We start from the raw sequence: 19,441 nt of genomic DNA on the forward strand, positions 1-19,441 counted from the left end.
TTAGAAGTCGTCGACGTCGCGCCCGCCGCGGGGCGTGACGAGGTACGTTTGGTAGTCGTTGCTCCAGGGTTCGGTCTCGTGAGTGCCGATGAGAATCGAGGTTCCCATCCCGCCCACGTCGTCGTCGTGGGCCTTCGCGTCGCCGAGGGTCGTCACCGAGAACGTCTCGTCGTCCAGATTCCGGCCGGCCTCACCGCGGCCGGCGTCGTTGAAGATGCCGACCGGCACGTCGTCGGCCCGCTCCTCGCGGACCACGTCGATGGCGCGTTCGTAGTTGCGCCAGCAGTTGTACAGGACGATGACGAAGCCGCTGATGGCGGCCGCGCGCAGTTTCTCCTCGATTTCGTCCCAGCCGCGCCACTTGTCGGACAGCGAGACCGTACAGAAGTCGTTCGACAGCGGCGCGCCCATCATGGCCGCGCCGCCGAGCGCCGCGGTGACGCCGGGGACGATTTCTATCGGTACGTCGGTCGCCGCGTCGCCTTTCGCCATCGTGAACACGAGGTCGGACTTCCCGTAGACGTTGGGGTCGCCGCCGGAGACGTGGACCACGTCCTCGCCGTCTCGGACGCGCTCGAACGCCTCGCGGGTCAGTTCGACCTGCTGTCCCATCGACGAGCGGACGACCTCCGGCCCCTCGTCGCTCTCTTCGGGCGGGAGGGTTCCGTCGTCGCGGAGGAACTCCTGATAGAGGTTCGAGGCGACCACGCAGTCCGAGGTGGAAATGAGTTCCTTCGCCCGCTTCGTCATGTGGTCGGGGAGGCCGGGGCCGATGCCGACGACGTAGAGCGTCCCGTAGTCGTCCGGGACCTCGTCGCGGTCGCGGCCGCTGGAGCCGGCCGCCGGTTCGGTCGGCTCGCGACCGTCGCTCATCGTCCCACCGCCACGGTCACGGCGTCGTCGTAGCGTTGCTTTTCGACGACGAGTTCGTGGTCGCGGCCGCCGGCGATGGCGCTCGCCTCGGCGATGCCGGGCCAGCCGATGAGTTCCTTCGACCGCGAGGGGGTCGGCCCTTCGAACTCGGTCAGCGTCTCCTTTTCGAAGTAGACGACGCCCGCGCCGATTTCCTCGGCGGCGTCGAGCATGCCGGGTTCGTCCGCCTTCCGCGTGCCGGTGGCGACGAATTCCACGTCGTCCCAGCCACAGTCGGCGTCGTCGAGCGCTTGCTCCCACGCGGTCAGGAACTGTGCTTTCTTCGCGCCGGAGACGCTTCCCGTCCCGAGGACGACGCCGTCGTCGCTGTTGCGCTTCAGGACGGTCACGTCGTCGCCGACGAGGACCGCCTTCGGGCCGTCGAGTCGGGCGACGGGACCGAGTTCGTCGTTGAGGACGGCGAGGTTCGTCGCTACGGTCGAATCGCCGTTGACGACGTGAGTGTCGAGCGCCTTCGCCTTGCTCTCGACGCCCTGTTTGCCCGCGGCCTCCGAGGCGGTCGTCATCGCCGGGACGGCCCCGAGCTTCGAGAGGTCGTGGGCGACCTGATTCGCGCCGTGGTGGCCGCCGGTGAGCGGAATCGCCCACGTCAGTTCCTCGTCGACGACGACGACCGCCGGGTCCTCCCACTTGTCGTCGAGGAGGCCGGCGGTCTTCCGCATGGCGATGCCGCTGGCCATCAGGCCGACGAAGCAGTCGTACTCGCCCCAGTGGTCGGCGAACACGTCGCCGTGGTAGGTGAGGATGTCTATCCGGTCGTAGTCGTCCGCGAGGTCGCGCTTGATTTTCTCGGCCGTATCGAGCTTTCGCTCGAAGCTGACGATGGCGATTTCGTTGGCGACCTCGCCGTCGCTGTCTGGCGTTTGACAGTGGCCGCTTCCGGAGTCGGTGTCCGAGTTGGAGTCTGTGTCACTCATTGTCTGGCTCCTGTGTTTCGGTGTCGGGTTCGTCGTTCGGTGCGTCGCCGCCGCGGGCCCAGTCGCCGTAGAGGAACGACCGCTCGTACGCCGAGCCGTTCACCGCCTCGCCGATGATGACGAGCGCCGAGGCTCGGTAGCCCGCGTCTTCGACCCGCCCGCCGATGGTCTCGATGGTACCCTCGATGACGTCTTCGTCCGGCCACGAGGCGTGGTAGACGACCGCGACGGGCGTGTCGGGGTCGTGGCCCTCGTCCAGCAGTCGGTCCATCGTCTCCGAGACGGCGTGGGTGCCGAGGTAGATACAGACCGTGGTGTCACCGAAGCCGACGAAGTCGCTGATGTGGTCCTCCTCGGCCGAGAGCGTCCGGCCCCGCGGCCGGGTGAAGACGACGTGATTCGAGACCTCGTTGAGCGTCAACTGGGTGCGGAGCGTCGCGCTCGCGGCGAACGCCGAGGTGACGCCGGGAACGAGGTAGCTCGGCACGCCCGCCTCGGCCAGCGCGTCCATCTGCTCCAAGGCGGCCCCGTAAATCGCCGGGTCGCCGCTGTGGAGTCTGACGACGGTCCGACCCGACTCGTAGGCGTCGGTCATCAGCGGAATCAGCTCTTCGAGGTCCTTGCCGACGCTGTTGACTTGCTCGGCGTCGGCGCAGAACTCGTCCAAAAGCTCGCTGTTGACGAGCGACCCCGCGTGCACCACGAGGTCGGCGTCCTCGACGAGCTTTCGCCCGGCGACGGTGAGCAAGTCCGGGTCGCCCGGGCCCGCGCCGACGAAGGGGATTCCCTCCTCGTCGGTGAAGCCGGTGTCCGCCTCGCCGTCAGCGCTCACGCCGACCCCCCCGATTCGACGCCGTCGAACTCGGCGGTCGCCACGTCGCGCTCGACGCCCTCGCGCTCGGCGTAGGCCAGCGTGTAGTAGTCGCGCTCCGCGAGTTCGTCGGGGTCGTCGGTGACGACCGTCTCGCCCTGCTCCATGAACAGGCGGCGGCCGAAGCGAACGTCGTAGCCCGCCTCGGTCAGTTTCTCGTGGGTCGCCGGCGCGTCGGTGACCTTGAACAGCACCATGCGGTCGGGGCCGGTCGGCGCGGCGCCGTTGGCGGCCTCGCGGAGCGCCAGCCCGGTTCCGGATTCGATTTCGACGCCGAGGGCGGTCGCGAAGGCCGTCATCGCGCTCACGCCGGGGACGACTTCGAGGTCGATGTCGGGGTGGAACGCGTCGAGGGTGCGGCGGAGGTGGCCGAACGTCGAGTAGACGTTGGGGTCGCCGAGGGTCACGAACGCCACGTCCTCGGAGTCGGCGCGGGCGGCCACCTCGGCGGCGGCCTCCTTCCACGCGCGGCGGAGTTCGTCGGGGTCGCGCGTCATCGGGAAGTCGAGGTCACCGATGCGCTCCTCGGGGACGTGGTTCAGCGCGACCGTCCGCGAGAGGCGGCCGGGCGAGTAAACCACCGCCGCCGATTCGAGCAGGCGTTTCCCCTTGACCGTCACGAGGTCGGCCTCGCCCGGGCCGAGACCGATGCCGTAGACGGTCATAGCCCCTCCGCGTCGCGTCGGCCGACGACGACGTACACCGGGTTGTTCGACCGGAAACTCGTCGCGCCGGCGAGTTCGTAGCCGTGGCTCACCTGCATCTGGACGACCGCCGAGAGCAGGTCGCGCTCGCGGAACGCCTCGATGGCGTCGCCGGCGGGTTCGACCCGCGAGACGTTCATGACGATTCGGTCGACGCCGGTCTCGACGGCGTGGTCCAACACGGCCTCGAAGTTCCGACTGCCGCCGACGAACATCGCGTCGGCGTCGGCCGGGAGGCCGTCGGGAGCCTCCGCCTCGCGGAGCGTCACGTCGGCGTCGTAGTCGTTCGCCGCGAGGTTCTTCCGCGTCACGTCCAGTCGGTCCGGCTTGCGCTCGACGGCGGTCACGCGCTCGACCCGCCGGGCCGCCTCGATGGTGACCGAGCCGGTACAGGAGCCGACGTCGACGAAGTGGTCCGTCGGCCGCAAGTCGAGTTTGTCGAGCGTGACCGCTCTCACCTCCGATTTCGTGGGTCCCGCCTTGGCGTCGTGCGGGAGCGTTACCTGTGACATTCGACTCGACAATCCCGGCGCGGTTTGAAAACAATTGTGCTTGTTGTACCACAAACAAGGTTTCATAAAATCCGCCCCCGAGTTATTAAATCGAGATTGCTGAAACACAAGCTCGCTTGTTCTCGAAAGTTTTACAACTGTGCTTGGTTTTCATCAATCCGAGTTTATCATGGCTACGTCGAACACCGTCAACGGTCGCATCGAACGCGCACGAACGGAACTGACCCCCGCGCAGATGGCTGCCGGTTCCCTCTTTGTCGTCGCGCTGGGCTTTACGCTCCTGTTCGTGCAGGACCCGCTCGTCCACGACTCGCTGCACAACTTCCGCCACGCGGCCGGCATCGCCTGCCACTGACGATGTTCGGGGAGTACCTGACGCGGGGAGTGAAGGCGGGGGTCGTCGCCGGACTGGTGTTCGGACTGTTCATGGCCGTCGTCGCCAACCCGCTCGTCGGCTACGCGGACGACCTCAACCACGCGACGGTCGAGGAGAGCGGGCACAGTCACGAGGCCGAAAGCGCCCACAGTCACGAGTCCGAGGGCGCTCACAGCCACGAGTCCGGTGACTCCCGCGCCAGCGAGAGCGGCGGCCATCACGACACCGCGGTGTCGATGGCGGTCACGAAAGCCGTGAGCGTCGCGGCCGGCGGGCTGTGGGGCGTCGTGCTCGGCGGCGCGTTCTTCGGGGTCGCCTTTTTCTTCCTCGAACCGGCGATTCCCGGCCCCGACGCCGCGAAGAGCTATCTGATGGGACTCGCGGGATTCATCACCGTTTCGGGCGCGCCGTGGCTGGTCCTCCCGCCGGTCGCGCCGGGGGCGGAACAGTCGCTCTCGACGGCAACGCGGCTCCCGCTCTACGCCGGGATGATGCTCGCCGGGGCGCTCGCCTGCCTCTCGGCCGGCTACGTCTACACCCGCCTGCGCGAGTCGCGGGGCCTCGGTGCGGCTCTCGTCGGCGCGGCCGTCCCGTTCGGCCTGCTCGCGGTGCTGGCCGTCGTCGCCCCCGAAAACGCGGTTCGCGGGGCGCTGTCGCCGGCGCTCGAAACCGGGCTCATCGGCCTGTTCGCGTTCGGACAGGTCCTCCTGTGGCTGGTCCTCGCGGCGGCGCACGCGCGGTTCCGGCCGTCGAGTGAGTCCGAGTCCGAACCGGGGATTCCGACCGCCGGCCGGGACTCGGCTCCCGCGGCCGACTGATGCGTGACCGCACCGACGAGGTCCGCGAGCACGGCTTTACGGACCACGTGTTGGTCTGTACGAACAGCCGCGAGTCCGAGTACGCCGACTGCGCCGAGGCCGACGGCCCGGCGGTGTACGACGCGGTGACCTCGTGGTTGCGCGACCGTGGCGTCTTCTGGTCGCGGGTCCACGTTGCAGAAACGAGCTGTCTCGGCCTCTGTAGTGCGGACGGGGCCGCGGTCGCCATCCACCCCCGGAACCGGTGGTACTCGGACGTTCGCCCGGACGACGTGCCGGCGCTGTTGGCCGCGGAGTTCGGTCCAGACGCGTCGAACCTCGGCGTTCGACCCCGCGACTGACCGTCTCGGGGACGACCGCCGGTGTCTGCGCCGCGCCGTTCTCACCGCCTCTTGTCGTTCCCTCCCCGACGCGGGCGGGGTTGAACGCAGAACAATAATATCGGTGCACACCTGATTACGGTCCATGGACGAGAAGGACCTTCGAATCCTCAAGGCCATCGGGACGCTCGAATCGGGGAGTCCCGACCGGATAACCGAGGAGACGGGCATCCCGAAGTCGACCGTTCACTACCGCCTCGAACGGCTCCAAGAGCAGGGCATCATCAAAAACGACATCTTCGATATCGACTTCGAGAAGGCCGGGCTGAACCTCACGCTCATCACCGAGGTCTGGGCCGAGTACGGCTCGGAGTACCACAAGGAGGTCGGCGATAAACTCGGGGAGGTGCCCGGCGTCAACGAGGTCTACTTCACGCTCGGCGACACCGACTTCGTCCTGATTTCGCATCTCGCCTCGCGCTCGATGGTCGAGGACCTCATCTCCGAGTTCGAGGAGATAGACGAGATTTCGCGGACGAGTTCGACGTTCGTCATCACGACAATCAAGGACGAGCCGAACCCGCTGAACGACTACGAACTCGAAGAACTGAAAGCGGCGCTGCTTCCCGACGTGTCGTAACACGGCCCGTGCCGTATCCGCACGAATCCCGCCGCACCGCGCTTCGACCGCCGGAAGGCCGGAAGCCGATTAGTCTTCGAGCTGCTGGGCGCTCAGGTGCGCCTTCGCTTCCGTCCGGGTCGGCAGCCCGCCGGCGACGGCCAGCAGGACGACGCCGAGCAGACACCAGCCGCCGACCATCGCCCACTCGTAGGGCCACGCCAGCGCCGAGGGCGAGCCGGGGAGGTAGAGGCCGACGAAGAACACGGTCAAAAGCAGGCCGAGCGCGCCGACCGCGTAGCCCGCCGGCAGCTTGAACGGCCGGTCGAAGTCGGGGTCGCGGTACCGGAGCACGAGGAACGAGACGACGACGAGAAGCCACGCCGTCACCATGCCGAGGCCGCCGGCGTTGACGACCCAGACGAGCATCTGCTCGCCGAACAGGGGGGCGAGCGCCGCGAGGCCGCCGACGAGCACGATTGCGGTCGACGGCGTGTCGTGGTCGTCGTGAATCGTCGCGAGCCGCTCGGGGAGCATGTGCGAGTCGGCCATCGCGTAAATCGCGCGGCTGGCTCCGAGGACGAAGCCGTTCCAACTCGTGAGGATGCCCGCGAGACCCGCCAGCGCCATGATGCGGCCGATGGTCACGCTATCGAACGCAATCTCCATCGCCGTCGCGGCGGGGAGCGAACTCTCGACGAGCGTCGCGCCCGTAGCGACCTGCCCGGCCGCCCAGATGACGGCGATGTAGAACGCGGCGGCGCAGGCGACCGAGAGCCCGATGAGGCCGCCGAGGAGCTTCGGTGACACGTCGGCCTCGCCGGCGGCCTGCGGAATCACGTCGAAGCCGACGAACATGAACGGCGTCATGATGGCGACCGTGAACACGCCGCCGATGCCGGCTCCCGCGAGCGGCGGCGACGACGGCGACGTGCCGTTGAACAGCGCGCCGAGGAGGAGCGTCAGGCCGGACAGCGTGATGACGAGCGCGAGAATCGCCTGGAACTGCGCGGCCGGCCGGACACCCCGATAATTGAGGTACGTGATAACCACGGAGCCGATGACGCCCGTCGCGACCCACGTGCCGTAGACCGGCTGTCCGGCGACCGTCCAGAGTTCGAACACGTTGAAGCCGGGGACGATGTACGCGAGGGCGCTCGGCAGCGCGACCGCCTCGAACGCGACGACGCTGATGTAGCCGAAGATTATCGCCCACGTACAGGCGAACGAGCCGGCCGGCCCCAACGCCCGCATGCTGTAAACGTGCTCGCCGCCGACGAACGGCATCGCGGAGGCGAGTTCGCCGTAGATGAGCGAGACGACGGTCACCATGAACCCGCCGAGGACGAACGCCGAGATAGCGCCGGTGACGCCGCTTTGGTCGATGAAGTACCCCGTCTGCACGATCCAACCCCATCCGATCATCGCTCCGAGTGCGAGCACGAACACGTCGCGCTTCGAGAGGACGCGTGAGAGTTCTCCTGTCATGGTTATGAGTGACATCACCACATTCTAACTTGCCCACTATATATCTTACTGTGTTCAATTTTTAGTCTCTATTAGGAACACAGTTCAATAGTAATCCGTCAACTGGGACGACAAATCGAGCGGCGATTCACCGGAAAATCGCCAAACGGCCGCCGGTTCGAATAGTAGTCAACCCGTCGAGCAGAAAGAAACGGCGTCCGCGCTCGATTCGCGTTCCGGGCGTCGTCGCGGGCGTCGCGTCGGGTGTCGCTCCGGGTGCTGGGCCGGGCGTCGTCGCGCTTACTCGTCGGCGGGTGCGTCCTCGACCCAGACCGTCTTCGTGTTGACGAACTCCCGAATCCCGTGCCGGGAGAGTTCGGTCCCGTAGCCCGAGTCCTTCGTCCCGCTGAACGGGACCCGCGGGTCAGACGCGACGACGTGATTGACCGCGACGTTACCCGCGGTGAGGTTCGTCGTGAGCGCCTCGCCGCGTTCGGCGTCGGCCGTCCAGACGCTCGCGCCGAGGCCGTAGGGCGTGTCGTTCGCCACGCGGACCGCCTCCGCCACGTCTTCGACCTCGATGACGGTGGCGACGGGGCCGAACAGTTCCTCGGTCCTCGCGGGCGCGTCCTCGGGCACGCCGGTCAGCACCGTCGGCGGGTAGTAGTGGCCGGGTCGGTCCAGCGGTTCGCCGCCGAGGCGGAGCGTCGCGCCGGCCTCGACGGACGCCGTGACCTGCTCGTGGAGCGTCTCCATGAGGTCCGCCCGCGCCTGCGGCCCCACGTCGGTCTCGGGGTCGGTGGGGTCGCCGACGGTCAGTGCGCGCATCTCCTCGGTGAAGCGCTCGACGAACTCGTCGTAGACGGCCTCGTGGACGAGAAAGCGCTTCGCGGCGATACACGACTGGCCGTTGTTCTGCGTTCGGGCCTGCGCGGCCTGCTTTGCGGTCGCTTCGAGCGGCGCGTCGTCGAGGACGACAAAGGGGTCGCTCCCGCCGAGTTCGAGCACCGTCGGCTTGAGTTCGCGGCCGCTCGTCTCCGCGACGGCCCGCCCGGCGCGGGTGCTCCCCGTCAGGCTGACGCCCCGAACCCGGTCGTCTTCGATGACGCCGGCGACGCGCTCGGCGGGAATCCGCAACGACGTGAATACGTCGTCCGGATAGCCCGCCCGCTCGAAGACGGAGGCGATGGCGTCGGCGCAGCCGAAGACGTTCGGCGCGTGCTTGAGCACGGCGACGTTGCCCGCAGTGATGTGCGGGGCCGCGAACCGGAACACCTGCCAGAACGGGAAGTTCCACGGCATCACCGCGAGCACCGGGCCGATGGGCTCGTAGGAGACGTACGTCTTCGACCCCGGCACGGTGCCGATGTGCTCGTCCTGCAGGAACTCCGACGCGTGTTCGGCGTAGTAGTCGCAGACCCACGCGCACTTTTCGACCTCGGAGACCGCCTGCTCGACGGGTTTGCCCATCTCCTCGGTCATCAGGCTCGCGTACTCCTCGCTGTTTTCGCGCAGCACGTCGGCCGCGGACGCGAGCAGCTTCTCGCGCCGCGAAATCGGCGTCTCGCGCCACGATCCGAACCGGTCCCACGCGGCGTCCAAGCGCGCGTCGACAGTCGCCTCGTCGTGTTCCTCGTGCGTCTCGATGACTTCCTCGGTCGCGGGGTTGATGGATTTCATGGTCGGCTCTCGGGAGCGCGGCGGTCGCTCGCGGCTCCCGCTTGCCCCGACTGTCGTCCCAAGTATTGATAAAAGTTCCAGTATGGGTGGATTATTCGGACTGTGTTCAAAATACGTCGGTGACGAACGCAGTCGAGTACGGAGCTCCCAGCCGCGTTCGAGTCCGGAACGACCGCTCTCGTCCCGACACACTCGCAGTGTTCTGAATGATGTTCTACACAGAACAATTTATTAGGATTCAGTTTAGAACTTGTGCCCATGAGAGAACGGACGACGAACTCGTCGGTCGAGGCGGCGTACGACGACTACCTCATGCCGATTTGGAAATCGCTGAACGTCCCGGTCGCGCGGGCGTCCGGCTGTACCCTCGAAGACTTCGACGGCAACGAGTATCTCGACGTGTTCTCGGGTATCTCGGTGACGAACGTCGGCCACAACAACGAGGCCGTCGTCGAGGCCGCCGCGGAGCAGTTGGAGGAGTTCGTCCACGGCTGTTCGTACGTCCACCCCAACCGGCCGGTGGCCGACCTCGCCGAGACCCTCGCCGAGGTGACGCCGGGCGACCTCCAGAAGGCCTTCTTCTGTAACTCCGGCACGGAGGCCGTCGAGGGCGCTATCAAACTCGCCCGGAAGTACACCGGCTCGAAGGAGGTTATCTCGCTGGAGATGGGCTTCCACGGCCGCACCCTCGGCAGCCTCGCGCTCACCGGCAACCGGGCCTACAAGCAGGATATGGCCCCGACCATCAACGATGTGGCGCACACCGCGCCGCCGTACGCCTACCGATGTCCTCGCTGTGAGGGCGACACCTGCGGCGCGGACTGCGCCGACGCGCTCGAACGAGTCATCGGCTCGCACACCAGCGGCGACCTCGCGGCGGTCGTCGTCGAACCCGTCATGGGCGAGGCCGGCATCGTCGTCCCCTCGGAGGCGTGGCTCAAGCGCGTGCGGGACATCGCCCACGACCACGGCGCGCTCCTCATCGCCGACGAGGTCCAGACCGGCTACGGCCGCACCGGCGAACTGTTCGCCAGCGAGCAGTTCGGCGTCGAACCCGACATTTTGACGCAGGCGAAAGGCATCGCCAACGGCCTGCCGCTCGGCGCGTTCACGGCCCCCGCGGACATCGCGGACGCGTTCGGCTCCGGCGACCACCTCTCGACGTTCGGCGGCAACCCCGTCGCCTGCGCGGCCGCGCTGGCGACCATCGAGGAACTCCAGAACGGCATCGTCGACAACGCCCGCGAGAACGGCGAGTGGCTCTCGGCCGAACTCGCCACGCTCGAATCCGACTACGACGTGGTCGGCGAGGCCCGCGGCCTCGGGCTGATGCAGGGCATCGAACTCGTGGACCCCGAGACGACCGGCCCGCAGCACGTCGCGCCCGCCCCGGACAAGGAACTCGCGGCCGCGGTCGGCGAGCACCTCCGCGAGGAGTCCAACGTCGTCATGGGCGTCGGCGGCTACTACAAGAACGTCATGCGCTTCCAGCCCCCGCTGACGATTTCGCGGGCGCAACTCGGCGAGGCCGTCGACGCGCTCCGAACCGCGCTGGAGGACTTGGCCTGATTCGGCGGCAACGCTCGCTCACGGCCCCTGTGGTTTTCCGCGGTTTCTCGCGGTCCCTCGCGAGCCCCGGCCTCGGTGTGGGGCGCGCCTTACTCGTCGACTTTCACCATGACCTTGATTGCCTCGCGGTCGTCCATCGCCCGATAGCCTTCCGGGACGCCGTCGAGGTCGACGGTCTTCGTCAGGATGGGCGACGGGTCGAGGGTGCCCTGCAGCACGTCGTCCATGAGTTCCTCGATGTAGTTCCGGACGGGTGCGCCGCCGGCGGAGAACGAGAGGTTCTTGTAGAATACCGGCTGGACGAAGTCGGCGGACTCGACGTGCGGGACGCCGACGGCGCCGATGGAGCCGCCGGGACGGGCGACCTGCGCGGCGGTTTCGAGCGCCGACGCCGCGCCGACGCATTCGAGGACGTGGTTCGCGCCGCCGTGGGTGAGTTCGAGGACTTCCTCGACGGCCTCCTGCCCGCGGGACGAGACGGTGTCGGTCGCGCCGAGTTCGCGGGCGACTTCCAATCGGTCCTCGTGGTGGCCGACCGCGATGATGCGCTCTGCGCCGATGCGCTTCGCCGCGAGGACGCCGCACAGCCCGACCGCGCCGTCGCCGATGACGACCGCGGTGTCACCGGCTTCGAGGTCCGCCAACACGGCGGCGTGGTGGCCGGTCGACATCACGTCCGTCAGCGGGAGGAGCGATTCGAGCGTCTCTTCGTCGTCGGCGTACCGCTCGGGGACCCGAACGACCGTGCCGTCGGCGTGGGGGACGCGGACCTTCTCGGCCTGTGCGCCGCCGGTCTCGTCGCCGTGCGGACCGAAGAACCCGCCGTCTACACACGCGGTGTGGATGCCCTTGCGGCAGAACTCGCACTCCCCGCAACTGTACGCGAACGGGACGAGCACGCGGTCGCCCGGCTGGACGCTCGTGACGTCCTCACCGACTTCCTCGACGATACCCATCGGCTCGTGGCCGACCCCGGAGCCCTCCTCGTGTTCCTCGTGACCGCGGTAGAACCAGAGGTCGGACCCGCAGATGGCGGTGTGAGTGACGCGGATGACCGCGTCGGTCGGTTGTTGAAGCTCCGGTTCTGGTTTCTCCTCGATGCGAACGTCGCCCGGACCGCGATAGACTGCTGATTTCACGTACGCTGTGAGGTACGGACCTTGCGGGCATAGCTGCGATGCTATATGAACAGTCCATTTAACCGCGGCCGGGCGGCCGTCCCGCTCGGCCACGGGGAAGCGAGCCGACCGCGTGGGGACGTGGCCCCGCGGCGGTTCACTGCGTGGGCGGTTGCATCCGCGCCTGCATGCCCAGCGAGGAGGTAATCAGTTCCCGTTCGCCGCGTCGGAGGAGACTCGACAGCGACGGTTGCGAGATGCCGAGTTCGGCGGCCAGCTCCTCGGCCGTAATCTGTCGCGGACTCTCGTAGTAGCCGCGCGAGACGGCGAGCGTCAGCGCCTCCCGCTGGCGGTCGGTGAGGCTGTCCGTCGGTTCGTCGGACGCGGACCCCTCCGACGTGATGGACACGAGGTCCAGCGAGATGCCGTGGGCCTCACAGCTCTCTCGGAAGCTGTTGAACCCCTCGTACTCCTTGAACACTTTCGTCTCGTGCCAGCCGTCGGCGGTGACGACCGTCGGTTCGAGCTGTGCGCCCCCGAAGTCCGGCTCGAACGCCTTCGAGACCGACTCCGCCAGTTCGACGGTGAGCTTGTAGACGTCCTTGTCGGCGGTCTCTCCGATTGCGTCGGCCGCGACGACCTCGTCGCGCGTCAGGAGGTCAGCCTTAGTGACGCCGTCTTCCCGCTCGAACTGCACGGTGAATATCTGCACGTCTGGTTGCAGACAGAGCGCGTGAACGCACTCGACCTCGTCCGGCCGTAGCGCGGTCGGAATGCTGACCAGCGGCAGCGAGGACGACCGAAGAACGAACTTCGTTGTGATAGCCATTGTGTGGTATCACACCGGCCGGCGAGTTAACGTTCTGGGGTCTCCGCTGCGTGGGGGTAACTCGACCCTTCGATTCAGGGACGGTCCAGCTCTTTGTCCCACGCCTTCCACGTCTTCAGAAGCGGGATGATGGTGTAGTCGTCGACGATTTCCTCGCCGTCGAAGAGGTCCCAGACGTACTCTTTCAGGGTGTTCAGGTCGGTGTGCCACGCGCTGAACACGAGGTCGTACTCGCCGAGACAGGAACTCGCGTTGTAGACGAGTCCCTCGTCGATGAGCGTCGTGATGAACTCGGTCCGCACCTCGGAGGAGACGTGCTGGTTGAACGAGACGAGTATCTGCGCGTCGGCGAGGTCGGCCTCCTGGAGGACGATGACCGCGAGGATTTCGAGCACGTCGCTCTCTTGAAGCTTCTCGCGGCGGCGCCGGACCGCGGTCCGGGAGAGTCCGACGCGCTCTGCGAGTTCGGTGTCGGAGATGCGGCCGTTCTCGTTGAGCGCGCGGAATATCTCGTAGTCGTGCTCGTCGAGGTAGTTTTCGAGAACCGCCTCCGGCGTGTTCGGGTCGGGCGGCGCGTCGGCGGACGTGAGGTCGGGGTTTTCCATGGTCGGATGTATTGGTGGGGTTCGATTTGAAACTGCGGGTGGCGTAAACGAATCAAAACGACACAACGGTTGTGTCGAATTGGCTAGTCAACGGCTTGCGGTGGGTGGGTGGTGGGTGGCGAGCGATTCGGTCGTGGGACGCCGCGCGAAACGCGGCGTCGAGGGAAGTTCAGCGGCGAGGCCACCGACGCGGCCGAGGCGTCACCACCCGGTCACCACCCCGTCTCGTCCCGCGGCAGCGGGTCGTACGGAACCTCGTACCCGAACGCTTCGGGGCCGATGACGTCGAGCGCCTCGGGCGTCGTGAGCAGTTCGGGCGCGGGCACGCCGAGGACGCGGACGCGCTGGCCGTACCGCAGGGCGTCGGTCGTGACCGGCGCACCGGTGTCGGTGTCGACGAGGCAGATGAGGTCGGGCACGGTCGTCCGGAGGTCGCCGTCGTCGTCCCGCGCGACGAGGAACTCGTTTTGGAACTCGATTTCGAGGGTCGCGTCCTCGTCCACCCCGGCGAGCGTGACGCTCCCGAGGGCGAAGCCGTCGCGGTTGCGGCGGTGCACGTCCACGATTTTCCCGGCGAACAGTTCCTCGCCGCCGAGCAGTTCGCGGCCGGCGTCGACCGGGTCGGTGCCGGCGTCGCGGGCGCGTTCGACCGCCCGCCCGAGTTCGGTGGCGAGCGAGACGGTGTGGGGCACGGCGTACTCCGAGACGAACGCGCCGGTCATGAGCGGGAAGGCGTAGCCCGAGCGACCGCCCATCTGGACGGTGATGGCCCGCGCGAGGTCTTCGAGGCGCTTGGCCGAGTCGATGTCCCGGTAGACGACTTGGTTGCCGCGCTCGTCGGTCGTCGCCGCGTAGTTCACGGGCGTGCCGTAGATGAAGAACGTGTCCATCTGGAGTTCGGGGAACGCCCGGCCCATGCCGTCGGCGTCGACCACGGGGAGGTCGGTCATCGCCGCCACGCACAGCGGGGCCATGCTGTTCGCGCCGCCGATTTCGCCGGGGATGAGCGCGTCGACCGTCTCGCCGGAGAGGTCCTCGATGGCCCGAAGCGACTGCACCTCCTCGTCGCCGCCGGCGAACTTCTCGACGCTGATGGTGGGCGCGCCCATCCCGCCGACGCTCGCCACGGTGGCGTCGGCCGGCAGGTCCCGCGGGTCGACCAGTTCGACCGCGTCGGGGTAGGCGTCGTCTTCGAGGAGCGTTTGCAGGCGCAGTCGGCCGAGACGTGGGTTGCCGCCGCCGCCGGTGCCGAGGATGCCCGCGCCGATACCGAGCGCTTCGAGGTCGTCGAGCGTTACCTCCGTCAGGTGTGGGATGTCGAAACTCATGGGTGGTCCGCGAGTGGTTCGTAGGTCGCGTCGAGGCCGAACGACCCCGGTCCCCACACGTCGAGGGCGGCGGGCGTCCGCATTATCTCGGGCGTCCGGATGCCGAGGACGCGGACCCGCGCCCCGTACCGGAGGCTCTCGGTCGGAATCGGCCCGCCCGTCTCGCGGTCGAGGACGGTGATGAGGTCGGGGACGGTCGCCACGTAGCTTCCGTCGACGGTCGCGCCGAGGTTCTCGTTTTGAAACTCGATGCGCATGGTCGAGCCCTCGTCTTCGTCGAGGCCGTCGATATCGACGTGGCCGAAGACGAAGCCGCGTTCGGTGCGGCGCTGTACGTCCACGATTTTCCCCTCGAACAGCGACCGCGCCTCGCCGTAAATCGACTCGCGGGTCACCTCGCGGATGGCGTCCATCGCGTCGTCCTCGGCCAGTCGGAGCGCGCGGCCGAGGTCGCGGGCGAGCGACATCGTGCCGGGGATGGCCGTCTCTTTGACCTGCGCACCGGTCATGGGGTAGTCGGAGACGTAGCCGACGCCGCCCATCCTGACGGTGACGCCGCGGGCCAGCCACTCCAACTGGTCGTTGTCGTCCGTCTCGATGAGACAGGTGTTTCCCCGCTCGTCGCTGACGGCCGCGGGCGTCCCGCTGACGCCGTAGATGTTGAACGTCTCGTGTTGGAGTTCGGGGAACGCCCGGCCCATGCCGTCGGCGTCGACCACGGGAAGCCCGCGGCGGGCCGCGACGGCGAAGGGGAACGTCGAGTTGATGCCGCCGCACTCGATTGGCATCGTCGCGTCGGCGGTTTTTCCGAGTTCGCGCTCGACGCGCTCCATCGAGGTGACGGCCTCCCGCCCGCTTGGGAGCTTTTCGACCGAGACGGTCGGCGCGCCCATCTGGGCGGTCGGGACGACGAAGTCCTCGGCGTCCAACTCGTCCGGGGAGACGAGTTCGACGGGGCCGAACTCCTCGATGGCCTGCTTCGCGACGAGTTTGCCGACGTGGGGGTCGCCCCCACCGCCGGTCCCGAGGACGGTCGCGCCGAGCGCGACGTCTTCTATCTCCTCGACGCCGATTTCGACCGTCATCAGTGGTCGAGCGCCCCGGCGGCCTTCACCTTGATTCGCACCGCGTTGCCGGGCAGGTACGAAAGCGGGACCTCCTCGATGTCGACGATATCCACGCTGTCGGGGTCCGCCCCGGCCGCGAGCGCGTTGTCCGTGGCCTCGTCTTTCGCGTGTTGGATGGCTCCCTCGCGGTCCATCTCGTCGAGGCTGTATATGCGGTCGACCTCGCCGGAGACCTGCGCGATGGCGACGCCGACGGCGTTCGCGACCTCGTAGTGGTCGGGCTTGTGGACCTCGCTCGCGCCCGCGATGTCGTCGGGGACGAGGATGCTTCCGCCGCCGACGATGACCACGGGGACGGGGTCGGCGCTCGTCTTCATGCGGTCGACCTCGCGCTCGACGCGCTCTCTGACGTACTCGCGGGCGGCCTCGACGATGTCCGCGTCCACGGCCGGCGTCTCGGAGCCGATGTCGATGGTGCCCGCGGCGACTTCGAGGTCGGTCGCGGTCAGCGTCTCGCCGCCGAAACACCTCGCCTCCTCGGTCAGTTTGTAGCCGACGCTCTGGGGGCCGACGGTGACGCCGCCGTCGGTCGAGACGATAGAGCCGCCGCCGATGCCGATGGCGATGATGTCGGGCATTCGGAAGTTGGTCTTCACCTCGCCGATTTCGACGGCGACGCTGCTCTCGCGGGGGAAGCCCTCGGTGACCGCGCCCACGTCGGTCGTCGTGCCGCCCACGTCGACGATGATGCCGTTTTCGACCTGCGAGAGGTACGCCGCGCCCCGGACCGAGTTCGAGGGGCCGCTGGCGACCGTGAAGATGGGATAACGGATGGCGTAGTCGACGCTCATCAGCGTCCCGTCGTTCTGGCCGAAGTAGAGGTTCGCGTCGATGCCGCGTTCGTCCATCGCGTCGACGAAGGCGTTCGCGGCCTCCGAGGCGACGCTGGTGAGCGCGGCGTTGAGCGCCGTCGCGTTCTCGCGTTCGAGCAGGCCGACGCTGCCGATTTCGTTCGAGACGGAAATCGGCACGTCGTCGCCGACCTCCTCGCGGATGAGTTCCGCGACCCGCGTCTCGTGGTCGTCGCGGACGGGGGAGAAGACGCTCGTCACGGCGAAGGCGTCCACGTCGGAGAACTCGCGAATCTGTGCTCTGACCTGCTCCTCGTCGAGGTCGTTGAGGAGTCGGCCGTCGAACTCGTGGCCGCCGTCGAGGATGGCGACGTTGTTGCCGATGGCCGCGGCGAGGTCGTCGGGCCATTCGAGGAGCGGGCGGATGCTCTGGGTCGCGGGCGCGCCGATGCGGATGACGCCGACCTCGTTGAGGCCGCGGCGCTCCGTGATGGCGTTCGTCGCGTGGGTCGTGCCGAGCATCACGTAGTCGAGTTCGTCCTCGGAGACGCCGCTGTCGTCGAGGACCACGTCGAGGGCGTTGAGGATGCCCGAGGTGATGTCTTCCGTGGTGGGGGTCTTCGTCTTCGCGAGGAGGTTGTCGTCGCCGTCCATGACGACGGCGTCCGTGTTGGTGCCGCCGACGTCGATTCCGATTCGGTAGTCAGTCATGTCTGGGTTGCTGGAGAGTTTCGATTGGTTCGTAGTCGATGCTGTAGTCGAAGTACCCCGGCCCGACGAGGTCGAGTCCCTCGTCGGTTCGCCACTTCGGTGAACACGGCATCCCGATGACCCGCACCCGGTGGCCGTAGGCGAGTCGCTCGGTGGTGACGGGGTCGCCCGTCTCGGCGTCCACGACCGTAATCAGGTCGGGGGTGCTCGCCACGACGCCGCGCTCCGAGTCGCGGGCGACGAGGTTCTCGTTTTGGAAGGAGAGGGTGAACGTCCGGCCCTCGCAGTCGTCGATGCCGTCGAGGGTCGCCTCACCGACGGCGAAGCCGCCTTCGGTCCGGCGCTCCACGTCGGTTATCTTCCCCGCGAACAGCTCGTAGCCGTCGGTGAGGTCGAGGACCGACTCGACGGGGTCACGCGAGCGGTGCTTGGCGGTGCGAATCGCCTCGCCGATGTCGTGGGCGAGCGACATCGAGTCGAGAATCGCGTGCTCGCGGACCTCAGCGCCGGAGAGCGCGTAGGTTCCTATCATGCACGCGCCGCCCATCTCGATGCTCGTCACGCGGGCGAACGCCTCGGCGTACTCGTTGCTGACGGTGTTCACGAGAAGCGAGTTGCCCTTCTCGTCGGCGATGCTCATCGGGGTCGCGCTGACGCCGCCCATCGTGAGCGTCACCATCTGTACCTCGGGGAACGCCCGGCCCATGCCGTCGGCGTCGACGAGCGGAAGCCCGAGCGCGGCGGCGACGGCGATGGGGACGGTGCTGTTCAGCCCGCCCGCCTCGATACTCATCGTCGCGTAGGCCTCCTGTCCGAGGTGCGTTTCGAGCGCCTCGAAGGCGGCCAACGCCTCGGTTCCCTTCGGCATCTTCTCGACCATCACGGTCGGCGCGCCGAGCATCGCGCTCGGGATGACGAGCGCGTCGTCGGGCACGTCCCGCGGGTCGATGAGGTCGACGGGGCCGTGCTCTTCGATAGCCTGCTGTGCCATCAGCTTCCCGATGTAGGGGTCGCCGCCGCCGCCCGTCCCGAGGACGGTCGCGCCGGTGGCGAAGTCGTCGATGTTGTCTGTGGTTATCTTCATGGCTCGTTGGTGTTCGATGCGACTCCCTCGCCGGCGACCGCCGCGACGGCCACGTCGGGCACGTCGTCGAACGCGTCGGCGTACGCCTCGTCGTAGATGTGACACCGGACGCTGGGGCCGGCGTCGACCGCGACGAACTGCGGTTCGTCGGTCGAACACGCGTCCGTCGCGTAGGGACACCGCGTGTGGAACCGACAGCCCGTGGGGATGTCTCGGGGACTCGGAATTTCGCCCCGGAGCGGTTCGTGCCGCGGCTTGTACGCCTCTTCCTCGTCGGTCGTGACGGGAATCGCGGAGAGGAGCGCCCGGGAGTAGGGGTGTCGCGGCCGCTGGAAGACCTCCTGTGTGGGGCCGCGCTCCTGAATCTCGCCGAGGTACATCACGGCCGTCTCGTCGGCGAAGTTGCGGACCAAAGAGAGGTCGTGGGTGATAAAGAGGTAGGTGAGGCCGAACTCCGCCTGTAAGTCCTCGAGGAGCGCGATAATCTTCGCCTGCACGCTCACGTCGAGGGCGCTCGTCGGCTCGTCGAGCAAGAGCAGTTCCGGCTCGACCGCGAGCGCGCGGGCGATGTTCACCCGCTGTTTCTGCCCGCCCGAGAGTTCGTGGGGGTACTTGTTCCAGTACTCGTCGTTCAGTTCGACGCGTTCGAGCAGGTCGACCACGCGCTCTCTGAGGTCGGATTTCGGCACGCCGCGGGCCTTCAACGGGACCGCGAGCGATTTGCCGATGGTTCGCCGGGGGTTAAGACTCGACGTGGGGTCCTGAAACACCATCTGGACGCGCGACCGGAGGCGAGCCAGTTGCTCGTCGGTCGCGTTCGTGATGTCCTCGCCGTCGAACCTGACGGTCCCGCCGGTCGCGCCGGTCAGACCGATAATCGTCCGCGCGACGGTGCTTTTCCCGGACCCGGACTCACCGATGAGCGCGAGGGTCTCCCCGCGTTCGATGTCGAACGAGACGCCGTCGACCGCTTTCACGTAGTCTGACGTGCGTTTGATGATGCCGCTTTTGACGGGGAAGTACTTCTTCAGGTCGTCGACGTCGAGCAGGGGTTCGGACATC

20 protein-coding genes are annotated in these 19,441 nt (G+C 67.6%); 5 read left to right on the plus strand and 15 right to left on the minus strand.

Annotated features, from left to right (window positions below):
* Genes C458_RS03085 through cbiT form a run of 5 tightly spaced genes read right to left on the minus strand, consistent with a single transcriptional unit; the run spans position 1 to position 3,937 of the window.
* Positions 1-873: a precorrin-3B C(17)-methyltransferase gene (locus C458_RS03085; RefSeq protein ID WP_008573118.1), complete on the minus strand. Its 873-nt coding sequence runs from the start codon at positions 871-873 to the stop codon at positions 1-3.
* Entirely contained in the window at positions 870-1,850 is a 981-nt protein-coding gene (cbiG, locus tag C458_RS03090; protein WP_008573120.1) for a cobalt-precorrin 5A hydrolase, read from the minus strand. The genes C458_RS03085 and cbiG overlap by 4 nt, the downstream gene beginning before the upstream one ends.
* On the minus strand, positions 1,843-2,682 hold the full coding sequence (cobM, locus tag C458_RS03095) for a precorrin-4 C(11)-methyltransferase (protein ID WP_008573121.1): 840 nt from the start codon (positions 2,680-2,682) through the stop codon (positions 1,843-1,845). The genes cbiG and cobM overlap by 8 nt, the downstream gene beginning before the upstream one ends.
* Entirely contained in the window at positions 2,679-3,386 is a 708-nt protein-coding gene (locus C458_RS03100) for a cobalt-factor II C(20)-methyltransferase (RefSeq protein WP_008573123.1), read from the minus strand. The genes cobM and C458_RS03100 overlap by 4 nt, the downstream gene beginning before the upstream one ends.
* Complete coding sequence (gene cbiT / locus C458_RS03105) at positions 3,383-3,937, minus strand: precorrin-6Y C5,15-methyltransferase (decarboxylating) subunit CbiT (RefSeq protein WP_008573126.1); 555 nt, start codon at positions 3,935-3,937, stop codon at positions 3,383-3,385. The genes C458_RS03100 and cbiT overlap by 4 nt, the downstream gene beginning before the upstream one ends.
* Before the next feature lie 169 nt (positions 3,938-4,106).
* Here cbiT and C458_RS03110 point away from each other — a divergent pair, with 169 nt between their 5' ends.
* The 4 genes from C458_RS03110 (at position 4,107) to C458_RS03125 (ending at position 6,091) form a co-directional block, all read left to right on the plus strand.
* Complete coding sequence (locus tag C458_RS03110; RefSeq protein WP_008573127.1) at positions 4,107-4,292, plus strand: CbtB domain-containing protein; 186 nt, start codon at positions 4,107-4,109, stop codon at positions 4,290-4,292.
* 2 nt (positions 4,293-4,294) lie between these two features.
* Positions 4,295-5,131 carry a CbtA family protein gene (locus C458_RS03115; protein ID WP_008573128.1) on the plus strand — a complete coding sequence of 279 codons (837 nt, stop codon included), beginning with the start codon at positions 4,295-4,297 and terminating at the stop codon, positions 5,129-5,131.
* Entirely contained in the window at positions 5,131-5,472 is a 342-nt protein-coding gene (locus tag C458_RS03120) for a ferredoxin (RefSeq protein WP_008573129.1), read from the plus strand. The genes C458_RS03115 and C458_RS03120 overlap by 1 nt, the downstream gene beginning before the upstream one ends.
* 124 nt (positions 5,473-5,596) lie before the next feature.
* The gene (locus tag C458_RS03125; RefSeq protein WP_004041088.1) at positions 5,597-6,091 is read left to right on the plus strand and encodes an Lrp/AsnC family transcriptional regulator; all 495 of its coding nucleotides are present in this window, start codon (positions 5,597-5,599) and stop codon (positions 6,089-6,091) included.
* Positions 6,092-6,160: 69 nt separating this feature from the next.
* On the opposite strand, the gene C458_RS03130 is transcribed toward C458_RS03125, so the two are convergent.
* On the minus strand, positions 6,161-7,573 hold the full coding sequence (locus tag C458_RS03130) for an APC family permease (protein WP_008573132.1): 1,413 nt from the start codon (positions 7,571-7,573) through the stop codon (positions 6,161-6,163).
* 264 nt (positions 7,574-7,837) lie between these two features.
* A complete protein-coding gene (locus C458_RS03135) occupies positions 7,838-9,217 on the minus strand; it encodes an NAD-dependent succinate-semialdehyde dehydrogenase (protein ID WP_008573133.1) in 1,380 nt (459 codons plus the stop codon).
* A 258-nt stretch (positions 9,218-9,475) separates the two neighbouring features.
* Between C458_RS03135 and C458_RS03140 the strand changes: the two genes are divergently transcribed.
* Entirely contained in the window at positions 9,476-10,786 is a 1,311-nt protein-coding gene (locus tag C458_RS03140; RefSeq protein ID WP_008573134.1) for an aspartate aminotransferase family protein, read from the plus strand.
* Positions 10,787-10,875: 89 nt separating this feature from the next.
* Here the strand turns inward: C458_RS03140 and C458_RS03145 are convergent, their stop codons facing one another.
* The 8 genes from C458_RS03145 to C458_RS03180 all read right to left on the minus strand — a co-directional run bounded on the left by C458_RS03145 (position 10,876) and on the right by C458_RS03180 (position 19,440).
* A complete protein-coding gene (locus C458_RS03145; RefSeq protein ID WP_008573135.1) occupies positions 10,876-11,925 on the minus strand; it encodes a zinc-dependent alcohol dehydrogenase family protein in 1,050 nt (349 codons plus the stop codon).
* 136 nt (positions 11,926-12,061) lie between these two features.
* Positions 12,062-12,733, minus strand: a complete 672-nt coding sequence (locus C458_RS03150; RefSeq protein ID WP_008573136.1) for a helix-turn-helix domain-containing protein — start codon at positions 12,731-12,733, stop codon at positions 12,062-12,064.
* 74 nt (positions 12,734-12,807) lie between these two features.
* Positions 12,808-13,338: an Lrp/AsnC family transcriptional regulator gene (locus tag C458_RS03155; RefSeq protein WP_008573137.1), complete on the minus strand. Its 531-nt coding sequence runs from the start codon at positions 13,336-13,338 to the stop codon at positions 12,808-12,810.
* A 212-nt stretch (positions 13,339-13,550) separates the two neighbouring features.
* Positions 13,551-14,666, minus strand: coding sequence for a DUF917 domain-containing protein (locus tag C458_RS03160; RefSeq protein WP_008573138.1), 1,116 nt, complete (start codon positions 14,664-14,666; stop codon positions 13,551-13,553).
* Positions 14,663-15,751 carry a DUF917 domain-containing protein gene (locus C458_RS03165; protein ID WP_008573139.1) on the minus strand — a complete coding sequence of 363 codons (1,089 nt, stop codon included), beginning with the start codon at positions 15,749-15,751 and terminating at the stop codon, positions 14,663-14,665. The genes C458_RS03160 and C458_RS03165 overlap by 4 nt, the downstream gene beginning before the upstream one ends.
* Positions 15,751-17,295: a hydantoinase/oxoprolinase N-terminal domain-containing protein gene (locus C458_RS03170; RefSeq protein WP_008573140.1), complete on the minus strand. Its 1,545-nt coding sequence runs from the start codon at positions 17,293-17,295 to the stop codon at positions 15,751-15,753. The genes C458_RS03165 and C458_RS03170 overlap by 1 nt, the downstream gene beginning before the upstream one ends.
* Positions 17,288-18,379: a DUF917 domain-containing protein gene (locus C458_RS03175; RefSeq protein WP_008573142.1), complete on the minus strand. Its 1,092-nt coding sequence runs from the start codon at positions 18,377-18,379 to the stop codon at positions 17,288-17,290. Before C458_RS03175 ends, C458_RS03170 begins: the two co-directional genes overlap by 8 nt.
* On the minus strand, positions 18,376-19,440 hold the full coding sequence (locus C458_RS03180) for an ABC transporter ATP-binding protein (RefSeq protein ID WP_008573144.1): 1,065 nt from the start codon (positions 19,438-19,440) through the stop codon (positions 18,376-18,378). The genes C458_RS03175 and C458_RS03180 overlap by 4 nt, the downstream gene beginning before the upstream one ends.
* Position 19,441: the final 1 nt, after the last annotated feature.

The organism is Haloferax sp. ATCC BAA-644, from assembly GCF_000336975.1.
In the GTDB taxonomy this organism is placed as follows: domain Archaea; phylum Halobacteriota; class Halobacteria; order Halobacteriales; family Haloferacaceae; genus Haloferax; species Haloferax volcanii.

Excerpts from the sequence above, each read along its gene's own strand:
- C458_RS03160 (WP_008573138.1), bottom strand. The coding sequence starts at position 14,666 with ATGAGTTTCGACATCCCACACCTGACGGAGGTAACGCTCGACGACCTC.
- C458_RS03085 (WP_008573118.1), bottom strand. The coding sequence starts at position 873 with ATGAGCGACGGTCGCGAGCCGACCGAACCGGCGGCCGGCTCCAGCGGC.
- C458_RS03140 (WP_008573134.1), top strand. The coding sequence starts at position 9,476 with ATGAGAGAACGGACGACGAACTCGTCGGTCGAGGCGGCGTACGACGAC.
- C458_RS03135 (WP_008573133.1), bottom strand. The coding sequence starts at position 9,217 with ATGAAATCCATCAACCCCGCGACCGAGGAAGTCATCGAGACGCACGAG.
- C458_RS03150 (WP_008573136.1), bottom strand. The coding sequence starts at position 12,733 with ATGGCTATCACAACGAAGTTCGTTCTTCGGTCGTCCTCGCTGCCGCTG.
- cbiG (WP_008573120.1), bottom strand. The coding sequence starts at position 1,850 with ATGAGTGACACAGACTCCAACTCGGACACCGACTCCGGAAGCGGCCAC.
- C458_RS03175 (WP_008573142.1), bottom strand. The coding sequence starts at position 18,379 with ATGAAGATAACCACAGACAACATCGACGACTTCGCCACCGGCGCGACC.
- C458_RS03180 (WP_008573144.1), bottom strand. The coding sequence starts at position 19,440 with ATGTCCGAACCCCTGCTCGACGTCGACGACCTGAAGAAGTACTTCCCC.
- C458_RS03155 (WP_008573137.1), bottom strand. The coding sequence starts at position 13,338 with ATGGAAAACCCCGACCTCACGTCCGCCGACGCGCCGCCCGACCCGAAC.
- C458_RS03170 (WP_008573140.1), bottom strand. The coding sequence starts at position 17,295 with ATGACTGACTACCGAATCGGAATCGACGTCGGCGGCACCAACACGGAC.
- C458_RS03110 (WP_008573127.1), top strand. The coding sequence starts at position 4,107 with ATGGCTACGTCGAACACCGTCAACGGTCGCATCGAACGCGCACGAACG.
- C458_RS03125 (WP_004041088.1), top strand. The coding sequence starts at position 5,597 with ATGGACGAGAAGGACCTTCGAATCCTCAAGGCCATCGGGACGCTCGAA.
- C458_RS03100 (WP_008573123.1), bottom strand. The coding sequence starts at position 3,386 with ATGACCGTCTACGGCATCGGTCTCGGCCCGGGCGAGGCCGACCTCGTG.
- C458_RS03165 (WP_008573139.1), bottom strand. The coding sequence starts at position 15,751 with ATGACGGTCGAAATCGGCGTCGAGGAGATAGAAGACGTCGCGCTCGGC.
- C458_RS03120 (WP_008573129.1), top strand. The coding sequence starts at position 5,131 with ATGCGTGACCGCACCGACGAGGTCCGCGAGCACGGCTTTACGGACCAC.
- C458_RS03115 (WP_008573128.1), top strand. The coding sequence starts at position 4,295 with ATGTTCGGGGAGTACCTGACGCGGGGAGTGAAGGCGGGGGTCGTCGCC.
- cbiT (WP_008573126.1), bottom strand. The coding sequence starts at position 3,937 with ATGTCACAGGTAACGCTCCCGCACGACGCCAAGGCGGGACCCACGAAA.
- C458_RS03130 (WP_008573132.1), bottom strand. The coding sequence starts at position 7,573 with ATGTCACTCATAACCATGACAGGAGAACTCTCACGCGTCCTCTCGAAG.